The organism is Microcystis sp. CS-574 (genome assembly GCF_028329095.1).
Taxonomy (GTDB): Bacteria; Cyanobacteriota; Cyanobacteriia; order Cyanobacteriales; family Microcystaceae; genus Microcystis; species Microcystis ichthyoblabe_A.
Window position 1 is genome coordinate 1 of sequence record NZ_JAQMSY010000029.1, and the last position, 15,435, is coordinate 15,435.

General features: G+C 44.6%; 15 protein-coding genes and 1 pseudogene. 4 read left to right on the top strand and 12 right to left on the bottom strand.

Going from position 1 to position 15,435, the window contains the following annotated elements; translation table 11 throughout:
* Positions 1-306: 306 nt before the first annotated feature.
* Positions 307-1,089 carry an aldolase/citrate lyase family protein gene (locus tag PN470_RS02210; RefSeq protein WP_271935096.1) on the bottom strand — a complete coding sequence of 261 codons (783 nt, stop codon included), beginning with the start codon at positions 1,087-1,089 and terminating at the stop codon, positions 307-309.
* A 220-nt stretch (positions 1,090-1,309) separates the two neighbouring features.
* On the opposite strand from PN470_RS02210, the gene aspS reads away from it, so the two are divergent.
* Positions 1,310-3,097, top strand: a complete 1,788-nt coding sequence (gene aspS, locus PN470_RS02215) for an aspartate--tRNA ligase (protein ID WP_271935095.1) — start codon at positions 1,310-1,312, stop codon at positions 3,095-3,097.
* Positions 3,098-3,119: 22 nt separating this feature from the next.
* Here aspS and PN470_RS22085 read toward each other — a convergent pair.
* From PN470_RS22085 to rpsO, 7 genes and pseudogenes are all read right to left on the bottom strand, one after another.
* Positions 3,120-3,236, bottom strand: a pseudogene (locus tag PN470_RS22085) (Uma2 family endonuclease); the annotation flags it as partial.
* Positions 3,237-3,396: 160 nt separating this feature from the next.
* Positions 3,397-4,824, bottom strand: coding sequence for an SUMF1/EgtB/PvdO family nonheme iron enzyme (locus PN470_RS02220; protein WP_271935094.1), 1,428 nt, complete (start codon positions 4,822-4,824; stop codon positions 3,397-3,399).
* Between the two features lie 177 nt (positions 4,825-5,001).
* The gene (locus tag PN470_RS02225) at positions 5,002-5,658 is read right to left on the bottom strand and encodes a Uma2 family endonuclease (protein WP_272103535.1); all 657 of its coding nucleotides are present in this window, start codon (positions 5,656-5,658) and stop codon (positions 5,002-5,004) included.
* Between the two features lie 7 nt (positions 5,659-5,665).
* On the bottom strand, positions 5,666-6,319 hold the full coding sequence (locus tag PN470_RS02230) for a Uma2 family endonuclease (protein ID WP_103113022.1): 654 nt from the start codon (positions 6,317-6,319) through the stop codon (positions 5,666-5,668).
* A 65-nt stretch (positions 6,320-6,384) separates the two neighbouring features.
* Positions 6,385-7,440 carry a 3-deoxy-7-phosphoheptulonate synthase gene (aroF, locus tag PN470_RS02235; protein ID WP_103113021.1) on the bottom strand — a complete coding sequence of 352 codons (1,056 nt, stop codon included), beginning with the start codon at positions 7,438-7,440 and terminating at the stop codon, positions 6,385-6,387.
* Between the two features lie 58 nt (positions 7,441-7,498).
* Complete coding sequence (locus PN470_RS02240; protein WP_002738795.1) at positions 7,499-7,963, bottom strand: PAM68 family protein; 465 nt, start codon at positions 7,961-7,963, stop codon at positions 7,499-7,501.
* Positions 7,964-7,987: 24 nt separating this feature from the next.
* A complete protein-coding gene (gene rpsO / locus PN470_RS02245; RefSeq protein ID WP_002741886.1) occupies positions 7,988-8,257 on the bottom strand; it encodes a 30S ribosomal protein S15 in 270 nt (89 codons plus the stop codon).
* A gap of 194 nt (positions 8,258-8,451) precedes the next feature.
* Between rpsO and PN470_RS02250 the strand changes: the two genes are divergently transcribed.
* Entirely contained in the window at positions 8,452-8,781 is a 330-nt protein-coding gene (locus PN470_RS02250; RefSeq protein ID WP_002738864.1) for an NAD(P)H-quinone oxidoreductase subunit M, read from the top strand.
* 375 nt (positions 8,782-9,156) lie between these two features.
* On the opposite strand, the gene PN470_RS02255 is transcribed toward PN470_RS02250, so the two are convergent.
* Together PN470_RS02255 and panD are read right to left on the bottom strand one after the other, a co-directional pair.
* Positions 9,157-10,344, bottom strand: coding sequence for a TRC40/GET3/ArsA family transport-energizing ATPase (locus tag PN470_RS02255; protein WP_002741890.1), 1,188 nt, complete (start codon positions 10,342-10,344; stop codon positions 9,157-9,159).
* 74 nt (positions 10,345-10,418) lie between these two features.
* Complete coding sequence (panD, locus tag PN470_RS02260) at positions 10,419-10,838, bottom strand: aspartate 1-decarboxylase (protein ID WP_002738909.1); 420 nt, start codon at positions 10,836-10,838, stop codon at positions 10,419-10,421.
* A 37-nt stretch (positions 10,839-10,875) separates the two neighbouring features.
* Between panD and PN470_RS02265 the strand changes: the two genes are divergently transcribed.
* Complete coding sequence (locus tag PN470_RS02265) at positions 10,876-11,703, top strand: DUF3598 family protein (protein WP_002777025.1); 828 nt, start codon at positions 10,876-10,878, stop codon at positions 11,701-11,703.
* Between the two features lie 299 nt (positions 11,704-12,002).
* Here the strand turns inward: PN470_RS02265 and PN470_RS02270 are convergent, their stop codons facing one another.
* On the bottom strand, positions 12,003-12,758 hold the full coding sequence (locus PN470_RS02270; protein WP_271935091.1) for a cobalt-precorrin-6A reductase: 756 nt from the start codon (positions 12,756-12,758) through the stop codon (positions 12,003-12,005).
* Positions 12,759-12,968: 210 nt separating this feature from the next.
* Here PN470_RS02270 and PN470_RS02275 point away from each other — a divergent pair, with 210 nt between their 5' ends.
* Positions 12,969-13,631 carry a choice-of-anchor R domain-containing protein gene (locus PN470_RS02275; RefSeq protein ID WP_103113017.1) on the top strand — a complete coding sequence of 221 codons (663 nt, stop codon included), beginning with the start codon at positions 12,969-12,971 and terminating at the stop codon, positions 13,629-13,631.
* A 320-nt stretch (positions 13,632-13,951) separates the two neighbouring features.
* On the opposite strand, the gene PN470_RS02280 is transcribed toward PN470_RS02275, so the two are convergent.
* Positions 13,952-14,902, bottom strand: a complete 951-nt coding sequence (locus PN470_RS02280; protein WP_103113016.1) for an NAD-dependent epimerase/dehydratase family protein — start codon at positions 14,900-14,902, stop codon at positions 13,952-13,954.
* Positions 14,903-15,435 lie beyond the last annotated feature (533 nt).

Below are 15,435 nucleotides of genomic sequence, written 5' to 3' on the forward strand. Positions count from 1 at the left end.
CACCCCCCTTATCAAGGGGTGCAGGGGGGATCAGAGGCAAAATCTATCTTCAATTTAATTATAACTACTTACTTAACAGAAGTTATTCATAATAAGTGGCTCTCTTGGCTCTTCTAGTTTCTGTGTGGAAACGAGGTCTATACTGATAGTTTCTTCGGCAAAACAGCCATAAAAGTCTTGCCCGATAAGCATTTCACAATTCCATAAGCAAAAATTATTACACAAAGTCGAGAAGAGCCAATGAATCCACATCCGTATAACTTTGCTGCCTAGGTTTTGAGCGGTCGATCGAAGTGACCAATATCTTTAACCAAAAAGTAAATTATGGAGGATTTCTAAACGCTGGTCATCTTCACGAACAATAGCACCATAATAATTTTTTTTATTCTCTAGCCAGAGTAATTCAAACTCGATCGCTTTTGGCAAAGCTAAACTGAAATTATCCAAAGCTTGGGGACAATCAAAGATAACTTTGCGCGTCTCGAATCGGTCAAAATGTCCTTGGCAGAACATTTTGAAAAACGGTAAAGAATCTAGTGACACTCCACCCCCAATGGCAACAGTCAAACCGGCAGCCTTAGCTTTTTTTGCCAAAGGTAAAGCCAGATCCAAAACTTGCTTGCTATTCACATCCCGGCGAGTTAATCCCAAAGAACAGGCTAAATCCATCCGTCCGATGACGATACCATGGAGAGATTTTATCTCTGGAATCGCCAACATTTCCTGAAAATTTTCACAGGCAGTAATCGTTTCGATATTAACCAATAACTCCACATCTTCCACCCCTTGATCAGCTAAAATCCTCCTAGCTGCCCGCAGATATTTTTGTAAAGCGTAGGCTGTTTCTACCATGGGAGCAATCAAGCGATCGACTCCTAAATTAACCGCATCAAATATATCTCTGATCGCTTCGCAACCAGCGATTTTCAGATTAAAATCCACCCCCGCTTGCAGACTAATTTCTTTCAACCGCATCGCTTCCGTCAGTCGGGTTCCTTCCGTCTCGAATTCCGCTTTTACCCCTGAAACATGGTGATCTTCCCTGAGTTCTCTTAACAGTTCCACCATTTTTTTTTCTAAGGAATTCATGATTTTAATCGTTTAAAATTGGTAACTGCTAGATGAGCCTTGTTGATTATAGCCGATCCGCGAAAAGCCGATAGCCGAGGACTAGAAGACCATAAAAATACCCTAAACAAGAGGACAAGAGCGACAAAATACTGGCATAATAAGCAAGGCCGTCTGATTTTTTTCTGGCCACATCCTTTCTATACTACATTCGTAATATAAGTAATTCTCTAGTTAGACTATGCGAACTCACTACTGTGGCGACCTTAGCGCGATCGAAATTGAAAAAAGTGTCACCCTCTTCGGTTGGGTCGATCGCCGTCGCGATCACGGTGGCGTTATTTTTATTGATCTGCGGGATCGCAGTGGTATTGTCCAGATCGTCAGTGATCCCCAACGAACTCCCGCTTCCTATCCCATCGCTGAAACCGTCAGAAACGAGTATGTCATCAAGGTGACGGGAACAGTCAGTCAAAGGCCTACCGAATCCCTTAACCCGCGCATTGCCACCGGAGAAATCGAAATTTACGCCACTAGCATCGAGATTCTCAACGGGGTTACTAAACAACTGCCTTTTGTCGTCTCCAGTTCCGAAAGTGAATCAGTCCGGGAAGATGTGCGCTTGCGATACCGCTATCTAGACCTACGCCGGGAGCGTATGAGTCAGAATTTACAACTACGTCACCAAGTTGTCAAGGAAATGCGCCGTTTTCTCGAAGATGAACAGCATTTTATCGAAGTGGAAACGCCAATTTTAACTCGATCGACTCCCGAAGGAGCGCGGGATTATCTGGTTCCTTCCCGTGTCAACCCCGGCCAATGGTACGCTTTACCCCAATCACCGCAGCTATTTAAGCAATTATTAATGGTGTCGGGAATGGATCGCTACTATCAAATCGCTCGCTGTTTCCGCGATGAAGATCTACGCGCTGATCGTCAACCGGAATTTACTCAGTTGGATATGGAGATGAGTTTTCTCTCCTTAAGCGAGATTTTAGCCCTCAATGAGGCTTTAATCGCTCATATCTTCAAAAAAGTCAAAAATATCGATATAAGCCTGCCCCTGCCCCGTTTAACATATTCTGAGGCTATGGATCGCTATGGGGTCGATCGCCCTGATACCCGTTTTGGCTTGGAATTGGTCAATGTGGCGGAGATTTTTGCCGATTCGGGATTTAAGGTGTTTTCAGGTGCGATCGCTAGTGGGGGAACGGTGAAAGTTTTACCGATTCCCAACGGTAACGAGGCGATTTCTAACGTCAGAATCAAACCGGGTGGGGATTTATTCAAAGAAGCCACCGATGCGGGTGCGAAGGGAATCGCCTACATCCGCGTGCGCGAGGACTACGATTTTGATACCATCGGTGCGATTAAAGATAACCTGACAGAGGCACAAAAACAGGCTTTAATCGAGAAGACTGGCGCAAAACCGGGGCATCTGCTCTTATTTGGGGCAGGAGATACCGATACAGTCAATAAATCCCTATCCCGCCTACGCTTAGTTTTAGGGGAACAATTGGGATTAATTGATCCCGAGAAAATCAACCTCCTCTGGGTGACGGATTTCCCGATGTTTGAATACAACGCCGAGGAAAAACGCCTAGAAGCATTGCATCACCCCTTCACTGCCCCTAATCCCGAAGATTTAGAGGATCTAGCCCAGGCTCGCGCCCTAGCCTACGATATGATTTTTAATGGTATTGAAATCGGTGGCGGCAGTTTGCGGATCTATCAACGGGAAGTACAGGAAAAAGTCTTCGCCACCATCGGTCTATCCCCAGAGGAAGCCTATAATAAATTCGGCTTTTTGTTAGAAGCTTTTGAATACGGAACCCCTCCCCACGGTGGCATCGCCTACGGTTTAGATCGCTTGGTGATGTTGTTAGCAGGAGAAGAATCGATTCGCGATGTGATTGCTTTCCCGAAAACCCAGCAAGCTAGTTGTTTACTCACTTCTGCACCTTCAACAGTGGCAGCGAAGCAATTAAAGGAATTATCCGTTGCTTCTACCTACAAACCGCCATCCTAAGATTAGGGTGGGCATTGCCCACCTAATTTTTGCAAGTCTGTTGACACCATGCTCTTAAATTCTTTTCTGCTTTAACTTCATCCTCTTGAGCAGTGGCTAAAAATTCCTAGAGTTTAGTTTTGGGAACTAGGGGAAAAGTGCAGGGTAAGCGCATCTTAACAATCCTTGACAATTGTTAAGCAAAAATCGACCAAATGGGTCGAGTTCGCCCCCTACAAAATTGACCCGCCCAAGGGCGGGAAAGAAAAGAAAAAAGAAAAAATAGGGAATGAGGGTAAAAGGGGGAAAAGGAAAAAGGGTTAGAGAGTTCTCCCGAAAACGCAGGCTACCCGAAAACCGTAATTGTTGATGCGGTTGACGCGGCGGAAGTAGTAGTCGTAGCGAATCGCGGAACGGCAGTAAGTAGGATTGTAGCCCCAGGAACCGCCCCGCAGAGGAGAACGATTATCATTACCATTTTCTATCCAGACACTGCCATCCGTCGGCGCACCGTCATAGTTATCGTGCCAAGTATCGGCGCACCACTCCCGGACATTGCCGTGCATATCGTACAGTCCAAAGGCGTTTGGGGGAAATTGTCCCACGCGAGTTGTTTCGTTTCGATATTCTCCGTTCAGTTCATCGGCGTAGGTATTACTGGCATTGTAGTTAGCCAATTCCCCCGTAATGGTTTCCCCAAAGTAAAACGGGGTGGTGGTTCCAGCACGACAGGCGTACTCCCATTCCGCCTCACTGGGAAGTCGGTATTCCCCTCCCGTTAGTTTTGATAATCTCGCACAGAACTCGATCGCATCGTACCAGTTGACTTGTTCCACGGGTCTATCCCAGTGCGTGGGCGATCCCCCCCTAGCCCCCCCTTCAAAAGGGGGGGAATCGGAAGCCCCCCTTTTTAAGGGGGGTTTGGGGGGATCTTTAAAATAGGCTGGCTTGAAATCAAGGTCTTGTTTAACTTTTAAATCCGTGCGAGAGGCGATCGCTTGCCACTGGGCCTGGGTGATGGGGTATTTACCCATAAAGAAGGGTGGGACAGTTACTTCATGTTGTGGTCTTTCCCTTCTAAATCCTTCCCAATTAAATTTTTTAACCAGTCTTTCGATTTCCTCATCTTCTGTTCCCATCAGGAAAGTTCCCCCCGGTATGGCGACCATTTCTAAGGTGATGCCTTTGCCCAGATCTTCCCTGAAATATTGGGACTGTTTCGACTCTTTTCTAATTTGCTCACCCTTCGCATTTACTCCCACCACCTCAAAGTTAAATACTGATAACAGTTGTTTTGGCTCTTCCGGTTCAAGCTTGAACTGATAGCCAATTGCTCTTTCTAGTTGCTCAAATCCGTCTTCTTGCCAATAATCAAGCCGGTGAATATCTTGCAGATTCAAGCTAACTTCTGCAAGTCGCAGATCAGGAATTTCGCATTCTTCTAACCTCATGGGAATAAAAAAAATTGTCCCCGGTAGCATCTCTCCCAAGGTATCAAGTGCAATCCTCAACTCCCGTTGGATGTATCCCTGCTTATTAGCTGATTTCGCTGACAGACAGGCGAGAAAAATCTGACTAGCTTTAATCGCTTTCGGAATTTCATCTCGCCAAATTTGACCCGGAATCAGGTCTTTTTTATCCAACCAAGGTTTATATCCCGCTTGCTTAAGGCGCTCATGCAGTGCCAAAACTGCTGGTTTGTCCTCACTAGCGTGAGCTAGGAAAATTTGAATCTCTGACTTTTTCATAACTTTTTCTTATGACCACAAGTAGGGGAGAGCCAGATTAACTGGCAGAAAATCTCTAAATAAACCATTTAATTAATTATTACTCATTCTTAATTCTCCTGTCTCCTGACTCCTGACTCCTGACGACCGGCTCCTAACCCCTAACCCCACCAACAAACTTTTTGCCGCAAACCCTAGTTAATTATTTTTAGCTAGTTGACTAACAACCCATGCTCTTAAATTCTTTTCTGCCCTCACTTCATCCTCTTGAGCAGTGGCTAAAAATTCATAGAGTTTAGTTTTGGGAACTAGGGGAAAAGTCGTACTAAATTCTTCTTCCTGATAAACCCCCTTTTCTAACCGATAAATGCGCCAGATTTGTCCATTAAAACGCCATAATTCCGGCACTCCCAAACGGGCATAAAGTGCTAATTTATTAATATCCGTGTGGGTTATATCCACTTCCACCACTAAATCTGGGGGCGGATCTTCAGTTAAATTAATCCTTTTTCCTAGCACTTTAGCTTGATTTTGAATATAGTAAGCATTGTCAGGTTCTGCCCCCCGTTCTAAATCTTCCCTAGCTAGAGTTGTGGAACCCAGACTTTTAATTTTTAAACCCAATTCTACCACCAAAATCCGAATAAATAATCCGATTAATTCTCGGTAAAACTTGTGTTCTTCTAGGGGCATAGTAATCTCTAAAGTACCACGATCATAAAATAAATGGGCGCGATTATTTTCCCCTAGGACCTGTAAAATTTGCTGATAGGATAACCAACTGAGATGATTAAAAACTACCCGTTTTTCGCCCCTAATTTGCTCAGTATTTAACTCCAGAGGAACTGTCACCATAATTACCTCAACTTTCAGCTAGTTGACTAACAACCCATGCTCTTAAATTCTTTTCTGCCCTCACTTCATCCTCTTTAGCAGTGGCTAAAAATTCATAGAGTTTAGTTTTCGGAACTAGGGGAAAAGTGGGACTAAATTCTTCTTCCTGATAAACCCCATTTTCTAACCGATAAATGCGCCAGATTTGTCCATTAAAACGCCATAATTCTGGCACTCCCAAACGGGCATAAAGTGCTAATTTATTAATATCCGTGTGGGTTATATCCACTTCCACCACTAAATCTGGGGGCGGATCTTCAGTTAAATTAATCCTTTTTCCCAGCACTTTGGCTTGATTTTGAATGTAGTAGGCATTATCCGGTTCTGCTCCTCGCTCTAAATCTTCCCTAGCTAGAGTTGTGGAACCCAGACTTTTAATTTTTAAACCCAATTCAGACACCAAAAAATAGATAAAACGTCCGATTAATTCTCGATAAAACTCGTGTTCTTCTAGGGGCATAGTAATCTCTAAAGTGCCACGATCATAAAATAAATGGGCGCGATTATTTTCCCCTAGGGCCTGTAAAATTTGCCGATAGGATAACCAACTGAGATGATTAAAAACTACCCGTTTTTCGCCCCTAATTTGCTCAGTATTTAACTCCAGAGGAACTGTCACCATAACTGCCCCGAAAAGCGAAATTTATGCCCAAAAAAGGGGGTTGATTCACCCCCTGACCATCTTAATTAAACCAGTGCCGGAACCTGGGGCCAACGCCCGATCGTCTTACCAATGACCGCTAACTCCCGCGTTAACTGGTCGAACCGGTCGGGGGTCAAGGATTGCGGCCCATCGGATAGGGCCTTGGCCGGGTTAGGATGCACCTCGATCATCAAGGAATCGGCCCCAGCTGCCAGGGAAGCCATGGCCATGGTCGGTACATATTCCCATTTACCCGTACCGTGGCTAGGATCGATCATGATCGGCAGGTGGGTTAAAGTTCTTAAAACGGGAATACAGGATAAATCTAGGGTATTGCGAGTATATTTACTGTCAAAGGTGCGGATACCGCGTTCGCAGAGAATGACATTGCTATTTCCTGCCGCGAGGATATATTCTGCCGCCATCAACCAATCTTCAATAGTGGCCGCCATGCCGCGCTTGAGTAGGACTGGTTTCGGTTGCGCCCCAACTTTTTTCAGGAGGGAAAAATTCTGCATATTGCGCGCCCCCACCTGCACCACGTCGGCTATTTCGACAATCTTATCGAGATCCGCCGCGTCCATTACTTCCGTGATAATACCCAAACCACTGGCATCTCTAGCCGCCGCTAGTAATTCTAAAGCGCTTTCCCCGTGACCTTGGAAAGCATAGGGAGAAGTGCGGGGTTTGTAGGCACCACCCCGGAGGAATTGCGCTCCGGCTGCCGCCACTCGTTTGGCAGTTTCCACGATCATCGCCTCATTTTCCACCGAACAGGGGCCGGCGACAATGCTAACGGGATGACTTCTGCCGATGGGGATAACACCGTTAGGAGTGGGGACTAAAACCTCGCTGTATTCCCCGTGACGGTATTCTAAAGAGGCGCGTTTGAAGGGTTGTTCGACTCGCAGGACGGTTTCGATCCAAGGGCTTAGTTCTTGGATTTGTAGGGGGTCTAATTCCCTGGTTTCTCCGACTAAACCGATGACAACTTTATGCTTACCGACGATTTTTTCAGGACTTAATCCCCATGCCTCGAATTCGGCACTGACGCGCTCGATTTCAATTTCCGGGGAACCAACTTTCATGACAATAATCATGGCATTAACCCTTTATTTTTTCCTTTAATCTCTATTGTTGACGATTTCTAGAGGTTATCTATTTTTCTTCCACTTCTTTTTTGCCGGACCGCCAAGCAGCGATCGTTCTGCCAAAATTAGCTTGAAATTCTTGCCATCCTAGCCAGTCCCCCACCCGATCCTCGTCCCAAGAAGCGGAGAAGATGCCATAACTCAGACCGATAAAACCTAGACCAAATAGGCTTAAACTGACGAGCATGGCGACGTAGGAAGGGATTTCGAGAAGATTGTGGCTAATAATCCAGTAGAAGCCAAAAAAGGAAGTTATCCCCAATACTGTCGGAATGCCACAAAATACCGCCATCCGTTTGGCCATCCGTTGACTGACCGCTTGCGGAATTGCCTTTAAGCTGGTTTCCTCGGAGCGATTCTTTATCGGCGGTGGCACGGGACTAGGGGCAATTTTCGGGGTTTTTCGCTTATTTTGGCGCGGCTCAAAGGGAAGACGCTCTTTTTTCTCCGTCGATTTCGATTCAGAGGCCATGGTAGGGATGCAAGGGGGGTAAGCTTAACGGCGAATTCCGAGACGACCGATCAGGGTTTGATAACGTTGTTGATCTTTCTTCTGAATATAGGTTAACAGTCCCCGACGACGACCGATCATCTGGAGTAATCCCCGGCGGGAAGCGTGGTCTTTTGGGTTAGCTTTCAGGTGTTCGGTCAGTTGGTTGATTCTCTCGGTTAAGAAAGCTACCTGTAACTCCGATGATCCTGTATCGGTTTCGTGGGACTGATATTGGCTGATTAGTTCTTGTTTTTTGGTCTGGGTTAAGGCCATAGGACTCGTGATCTCTGCTTAAACACTGCAATCTATTATAGTATCACGTTTCTGGTCGATCCGTAAACATTGTTCGGGAGATAGGGTGATGAGACAGCTTCCCAATCTCCCCAATTCCCCAATTCCCCAATTCCCCATTGCCGCAAATCATGGCAAAATCTTAGACATAGCGTCTAACTTACCCTGAAGATTCCATGCTGTTAAAATCCACGACCCGTCATATTCGCATTTATACGGCTGAAGTAAAAAATAATCAATTAATCGAGAGTAACAATGTTTTGACTCTTGATGTGGATCCCGATAATGAATTTAATTGGGAAGAAGTGGCTCTCAATAAGGTTTATAGTAAGTTTGATGAATTGGTAGAGTCCTACAATGGGGAAGAACTGAGCGAATATAATCTCCGTCGCATCGGTTCAGATCTGGAACATTTTATCCGTTCTCTCCTGCAAAAAGGCGAAATCAGCTATAATCTCAATGCCAGAGTCCAGAACTATAGTATGGGTTTACCAAAATTAGGGTGAACGATCCCGCGTCAGTCCCCACCCGGACACCTAGGCAGGTGGGGAATTTGCATCGCAGCAATGAGGAATTTCACGAATTGGGGTGAGGGAACAATGGCTCTTCTAGGTTCTGTGTGATAAGTTTAACTTACATAGGATCGATCTTTGTGTCCTTTGTGTCTTTGTGGTTAGTTCCACCCCCGCGCTAGGGGGAATATATCTTAGAGTACATTTTACCCACCAAATCCAAGAGATAAGTGGTCGTGCAAAATTAATTTCCTAGTCGAGACGGTTGAGGGGAGACAGCTATCAGAGATCGGATTTGAGTTTTCAGTTCGCTGTTCACTGTTTACTGATCACTGAAAACCTCCCCACTTCCCACCCAATCTAGGGAAATTACACTTTTACCACGTTGCTAAAAGAGATTTTCAGGTAATCATCTTCCATTTTTGCTCCGGAAGGTTTCAGGGCTGCCAAAGCTTGGGGTAAAACTAAATTACGACGGTGATTACCAATGCGAATATTTAACTCGTCTCCAGTTTTATTTAGTTGTATCTGTTCCTTTGGTATGCCGGGTAAATATAACTCCAAACTGTAATTATTTTCCTGTTGAACTACCCGAATGGTGTTTTCTTGGTAATAAACCTTAGTCGGATCTTCCCCAGCAAAAAGAGTTTCTTTCAGTCTTTCTAAAGCGGGTAAACCACACATTTCTTCGGAGTAGAGAGGAACTTCCTTAACCGGTAAGGGATGAAAATTATCGTAAATTTCCTGTTTATAACCCTGTTGATTTTCTTTCCAACGAGCAAAGAAAGGATCGGTTACTTTGTCGGGAATAATCCGATTAGCAATAATTAAATCGGTAGAAACATTATAGAGACTTAGATAGGCATGGGCGCGTAAAGACTCCTTAATCACCATTTTTTCGGGGTTTGTCACCAAACGTACCGAGGTTTGAGTATTATCGGTCAAAACCTTTTCCAAAGCCTCGATCTGCTCATAAAACTCGTAGGGAGCGTCCATAACTTCCTTGTCCGGTAGGGAAAAACCGGCGATCGGTCGAAAAAAAGGTTCCACCAGTGGTCGCAATGCCACCGACATTCCCTGTAAAGGTTTGTAAAATCTTCTCATGTACCAACCGCCCACCTCTGGCAAACTCAGCAATCGTAAAGCTGTCCCCGTGGGTGCGGAATCGATAATCAACACATCATAAGTACCCTCATCGTAGTGGCGTTTCATGCGAACTAAGCCGAAAATCTCATCCATTCCGGGTAAAATCGCTAATTCTTCCGCTTGCACTCCATCTAAACCCCTAGCTTGTAATACCTGAGTAATATAACGTTTTACTGCGCCCCAGTTGCCTTCTAACTCCATTAGTGCATCTAATTCTGCTCCCCAAAGATGGGGACGTACCAAACGAGGATCGTGACCTAATTCGAGATCGAAACTGTCAGCGAGAGAGTGAGCGGGATCGGTGCTGAGAACTAGGGTTTTATAGCCAAGTTCGGCGCAGCGGAGTCCTGTAGCGGCGGCGACGGAGGTTTTACCCACGCCTCCTTTACCGGTCATGAGAATTACACGCATGGGGGCTGATTCTAAGAAAATTTACATTACTTATTCTTATTATGACGGGAAAGTTAACAAATTGAGGACAAGAATCAGCATTCTTGGCTATAAAATTCCACTCCCTGACCATCACTCCGGGGAATTAGGCTCTGTTCAAAAAATTGCTGACAGCGATTTTCGGCATCAGCGACGAGAACTTTGGCAAAATGACCCTTTTCGAGAACTTCTTGCCTCGGACGTTGTTCGTAGGCATAGATAATCAAAATATCTCCGGGTTGACAGAGCAGCGCAGCACCACCGTTAGGGCAAATTTCCCCGGTTTGGCCAGGAAAAACGTAGGTGGAAAAGCGCTTACCATTGCTAAGATTGACCACATCCACCTCTTCAAGGGGCAAAATACCGACCCGCTCAATCAATTCTCGATCGATAGTGATACTGCCGACATAATCGACGTTAGCCTCGCTGACGCGCACTCGATGGAGTTTGGCGTGCATTAATCGAATTGTTCCCATGTATTTTTTCCTATTTCCCCCAATTACCTCAATTATTATGCTCTCCCAGTGGGAATGTTTACTAAAAAATCTCGGTCAATGGCAAGGTTCTTTTACTCGTCTGTCTCCCCAAGGCGACTTGATCGAAGATACCCCGACTTTGGTATCTTTGCAAGGCATTAATAATAATCAATCGATTCGTCAATTGGTTCGCCGTCTCTACAGCGATCGAGAGCCGGAAGATTTAATTTTAGAGTATAGTTCTCTGCATCAGGGTATTCTATTTAGCCAGACGGGAGCTTTTTGTCAAGGTTCTCTATATTTTAGTAGTTTTTCCTCACAATTCGGAGCAGAATTTGGCTTAATCTCTGGAGAAAGACGATTAAGAATCGTACAGTTATTTAATGAACGCTGTGAGTTCGATCGCTTGACTTTAATTCGGGAAAAATTAGTTGATTCTCAGTCACCAGAAAGACCGATGTTAACGGTGGAGCAATTACTGGGTCAATGGCGAGGACAAGCGGTGACAACGGGACGAGATTTTTATAATTCTGCTGCCTATTCTACCCATGTCTCGATCGAGCGTCAGGGGGATAATTATCTCTCGCAAACTTTGACTTTTGGTGATCATCAAATCACTTCTAGCGCTCGTATTGAGGGACAAAGATTGTTGTTTGAAAATAGTCAGCTGCCGGTGCAAATTCTGATGCTGCCCGATGGAGCTTCCTGTAATACACCTCTGAAAATTACTGCTGGTCATCCTTTTGTTTTAGAGGTGGGTTGGTTGCTTTCTCCTACTCAAAGACAGCGCCTAATTCGTTCTTATGATCAGAAGGGAGAATGGACGGGTATTACTCTGGTGACGGAGGAAAAAGAAAACTATTAGACTATTATCTGTTATACTATAGCAGTTTTCATTAGCATGAGCCATAGGCAAGGGGCTTAAACCCTTTGTTGGCAAAACTTGTCGATACCTCAGTGATGTGAAAAGTGCTATATTAAGTTCCAGTCTATTATAAGTACCTAAGCAAAATTAATTACACATTTCGATAAAACTTTTGCCTATTGCCTTTTGCATGAGTGCCTATCCTAACCAAGAAATCAATTTTGCACGACTACTTACTAATATACTAGCCCCCTACTCCTCACCTAAGGGAAGATTTTTGATTTTTGCAAGAGGTCTCATCAAGAGAGCCGTCTTTTTTCTAACCATGCTAGGGCACTTTTAACATCCGCCACTTTTTCTCCTTCAGGTACAGGTGGACGTTGTACCATGACCACGGTTATTCCCAACTCTCTAGCGGCGATAATTTTGGCGTAAGTGGCATCACCGCCGCTATTTTTGCTCACGATCGCCCCAATCTTATATTCTTGTAAAAGAGAGCGCTCTGACTGTAAGGAAAAAGGCCCCCGTTCCAATAATAATTTTCCAATCGGTACGATGGCATCTGGTTCCGGAGGGTCAATCATCCGCATCAAAAACCAGATGTTTTTTAAGTGTGCATAACTTGCCAGTTCTTGCCGACCAATAGTGAGAAATATCCTCGGTGCTAACCCGGGTAAAATATTCGCCGCCGCTTGATTGTTTTCTACTTCAATCCAATTATCTCCAGATACTTTTTCCCAAGCTGGACGACTTAACATTAATCGAGGAATACCACAATCCGAGGCGGCTTGAGCGGCATTAAAGGAAATTTGCGCGGCAAAGGGATGGGTAGCATCAATTAAACAATCAATGCCTTCTTGCCGCAGATAATTGGCTAACCCAGTGGCACCACCAAACCCCCCCCGACGAGAAGGAGTTGTGAGAGTAATCGGTTCTCTCGTGCGACCGGCAAAGGAAGCGATGGCATCTATACCCGGAATTGCCGCAATTTTAGCCGCTAATACCGCCGCTTCCCCTGTTCCCCCTAAAATCAGCACTCTTTTATTTTTAGTCATCTAGCAATCGCCAAAAGGTTAACTAATTTTCCATCTTCCTACCTTCCCTTGCAAAGGAAAGAGATTTTGGGGGTTAGGTCACTCTACTTTTTCCCAAAAACGAGGAATCTGTGCTAAGTTACCACAAAGTTTATTTTCCGAGCAGATGCTCAGAAGATAGACCATCAATCAAGGCCAATTTCACCCTTTTTGTCTTTAGGACTTCCAAAAATGACTAAAAATCAGCAAATTCTGGCAAAAATCGGCGGAGGTAGCCTTGCTCTCCTTCTTTCTTTGGGCTTAGGGCAACAAGCTTATGCTGTCACCCTCGTTGAGAACTTAAGTCAATCAAATTCAGACACAGGAGGTATAACCTTTGACTACTTGTGGCAAGGATCAAGCTTTACCACTGGCAGTAGCAGTTATAACCTTAATTCTGCTACTCTTTTGTTCCAAGAATTCAGCGCCAGTACCGACTTGTTTGTTCGTCTCTATAGCGACAACAGTGGACAACCTGGCACTGTGATAACGAATTTTACTAACCCTACTCCCATTACTACCACTCTCACCAATAACACCTTTACCTTGGCTACTCCGCAAGCATTAGCCGCTAATACCACTTACTGGTTAGTCAGTGGTACAACTGGTGGAGGGGAGTATTATTGGGGTTATACTAAATCTTTCAATCAAACAGGACTACCCGGTTGGACGATTGGTGATGGTTACGTTTTCAGTTCAGATCAATCAGCATCTTGGGGCACTGATCCTACGGGTGGGCCTTACCAATTTAGCCTTGAGGGGACTGCTACTAGCGTCCCTGAACCAGGTTCCGTGGTTGCCTTGTTGGGATTAGGAGGATTAGGGTTAGCTTCTAGCCTGAAAAAACGAAAATAGGAACGGTAGGGTGGGGCGACTCGATTCTCTTGTCTCGTGCCAAGGTTCCATCTGGCAATGGGAAAAAGGAGTGTCTCCCTCCCTTACCTGATAGGTTATATATGTAGGGTTTGCTGAATAAAGCTAAAAACCTTGTTGGGTAAGACTTTTAGACTTTTTGAAATCAAAAAGTGCCGGGCATGGGAGTGATCGGGGGGGAAATTTAGGCACTTTTTCCCTGAAAATTAGGTAATTGACCCCCTGAAAATGGGTAAAACCCTACACCCTACACCCCACACCCTGCCCCCACCAACAAACTTTTTCAACAGACCCTAATTAACTTAACAATATAATCCCTGAATCCACTGCCATTCTTGGGCTAATCCTTCGGCTAAAGAGACTTGGGGATTATAACCTAGAATAGTACGCGCTTTGGTGACATCGGCGGCGGTGTGACGGGCATCTCCCCGGGCCAATCCTTGATGCAGTCGCTCGATCGGTTTACCGATGACTTTTTCCATGGTATCCAAGACATCCAGCAAAACCACGCGACTACCACCACCAATATTAAACACCTCACCCAACGCTTCCGGCACTACAGCAGCGGCTAAATTAGCGGCTACAGCATCGCTAATGAAGGTAAAATCGCGGGTTTGTTTTCCATCACCGTAGATGCCAATCGGTTTACCTGCGATCGCGGCTTGAAAAAACTTATGGAAAGCCATATCGGGACGTTGCCGCGGTCCATAAACGGTGAAATAACGCAAGGCAGTGACGGGAACGTTAAAATTCTGGTGATATAGCCAACAGAGTCTTTCTGCCGCTAATTTGGTGATGCCGTAGGGTGAAACTGGTTGGGGACAAAGGGTTTCCGGAGTCGGCATCGTTTCCGCATTGCCATACACCGAGGAAGTGGAAGCAAAAACCATCCGTTGTAAAGAAGGGGTTTCCTTAGCGGCCTCAAGGATAATTTGAGTAGCATTTATATTCCTTTCGGTATATTGACGAAATCCATCACCCCAGCTTGCTCTGACTCCTGCTTGGGCTGCCTGATGGAATAATACTTCTACTCCTTGCAACAGTTGTCTCCAGTCGAGGGATTGTATATCCGCTTCAATTAACTTAAATTCGGGATATTTTGCTAGAATATGGGCATTTTGGCGCTTTAAACTGGGGTCGTAATAATCGTTAAATTGATCGATACCGATCACCTGATCTCCTTGTTCTAAAAGCTTTTGTGCCAAGTTAGAACCTATAAAACCCGCGACACCAGTAACAATATGAGTAGCCATTTAATCCTAGTCGTTGATATTTTGTATCGATTGTAATCATTTTTGTTCTTTTTACCGCAATTAATTTCCGCCGTCCGCTGTCAGCTTTTAGGGATCAAAATCGATAGATTAGATCTCTTGCAAAAATCAAAAATCTTTCCTTAGGTGAGGAGTCACGAGCCAGTAGTCATACTAAATCCGTTGAGTACAGGCTAGTTATGAGGAGAGGCAAAAGGCAAAGGGGAATAAATAATCAGTTTTTAATAACTGGATTTAGTATCAGTAGTCAGGAGAATTAAGAATGATCATTAATCAATTAAATGCTCTATTCAGGGATTTTATGCAATTTTATGCCTATTCTTCTCATTTTTAAACTATCAAAAATTAATTAAGTAGTCATGCAAAATAAATTTCCTAGTGAAGACAGGCAAGAGGCAATAGGCAAGAGGCAAAAGCTTTATCGAAATGTGTAATTAATTTTGCTTAGGTACTTATGCAAGAACTCTAATGTTTACAGATAAGTAGTCATGCAAAATAAATTTCCTAGTGAAGAC

Coding starts and splice junctions, on each gene's coding strand:
- PN470_RS02210 (WP_271935096.1), bottom strand. CDS start 1,089: ATGAATTCCTTAGAAAAAAAAATGGTGGAACTGTTAAGAGAACTCAGG.
- aspS (WP_271935095.1), top strand. CDS start 1,310: ATGCGAACTCACTACTGTGGCGACCTTAGCGCGATCGAAATTGAAAAA.
- PN470_RS02220 (WP_271935094.1), bottom strand. CDS start 4,824: ATGAAAAAGTCAGAGATTCAAATTTTCCTAGCTCACGCTAGTGAGGAC.
- PN470_RS02225 (WP_272103535.1), bottom strand. CDS start 5,658: ATGGTGACAGTTCCTCTGGAGTTAAATACTGAGCAAATTAGGGGCGAA.
- PN470_RS02230 (WP_103113022.1), bottom strand. CDS start 6,319: ATGGTGACAGTTCCTCTGGAGTTAAATACTGAGCAAATTAGGGGCGAA.
- aroF (WP_103113021.1), bottom strand. CDS start 7,440: ATGATTATTGTCATGAAAGTTGGTTCCCCGGAAATTGAAATCGAGCGC.
- PN470_RS02240 (WP_002738795.1), bottom strand. CDS start 7,963: ATGGCCTCTGAATCGAAATCGACGGAGAAAAAAGAGCGTCTTCCCTTT.
- rpsO (WP_002741886.1), bottom strand. CDS start 8,257: ATGGCCTTAACCCAGACCAAAAAACAAGAACTAATCAGCCAATATCAG.
- PN470_RS02250 (WP_002738864.1), top strand. CDS start 8,452: ATGCTGTTAAAATCCACGACCCGTCATATTCGCATTTATACGGCTGAA.
- PN470_RS02255 (WP_002741890.1), bottom strand. CDS start 10,344: ATGCGTGTAATTCTCATGACCGGTAAAGGAGGCGTGGGTAAAACCTCC.
- panD (WP_002738909.1), bottom strand. CDS start 10,838: ATGGGAACAATTCGATTAATGCACGCCAAACTCCATCGAGTGCGCGTC.
- PN470_RS02265 (WP_002777025.1), top strand. CDS start 10,876: ATGCTCTCCCAGTGGGAATGTTTACTAAAAAATCTCGGTCAATGGCAA.
- PN470_RS02270 (WP_271935091.1), bottom strand. CDS start 12,758: ATGACTAAAAATAAAAGAGTGCTGATTTTAGGGGGAACAGGGGAAGCG.
- PN470_RS02275 (WP_103113017.1), top strand. CDS start 12,969: ATGACTAAAAATCAGCAAATTCTGGCAAAAATCGGCGGAGGTAGCCTT.
- PN470_RS02280 (WP_103113016.1), bottom strand. CDS start 14,902: ATGGCTACTCATATTGTTACTGGTGTCGCGGGTTTTATAGGTTCTAAC.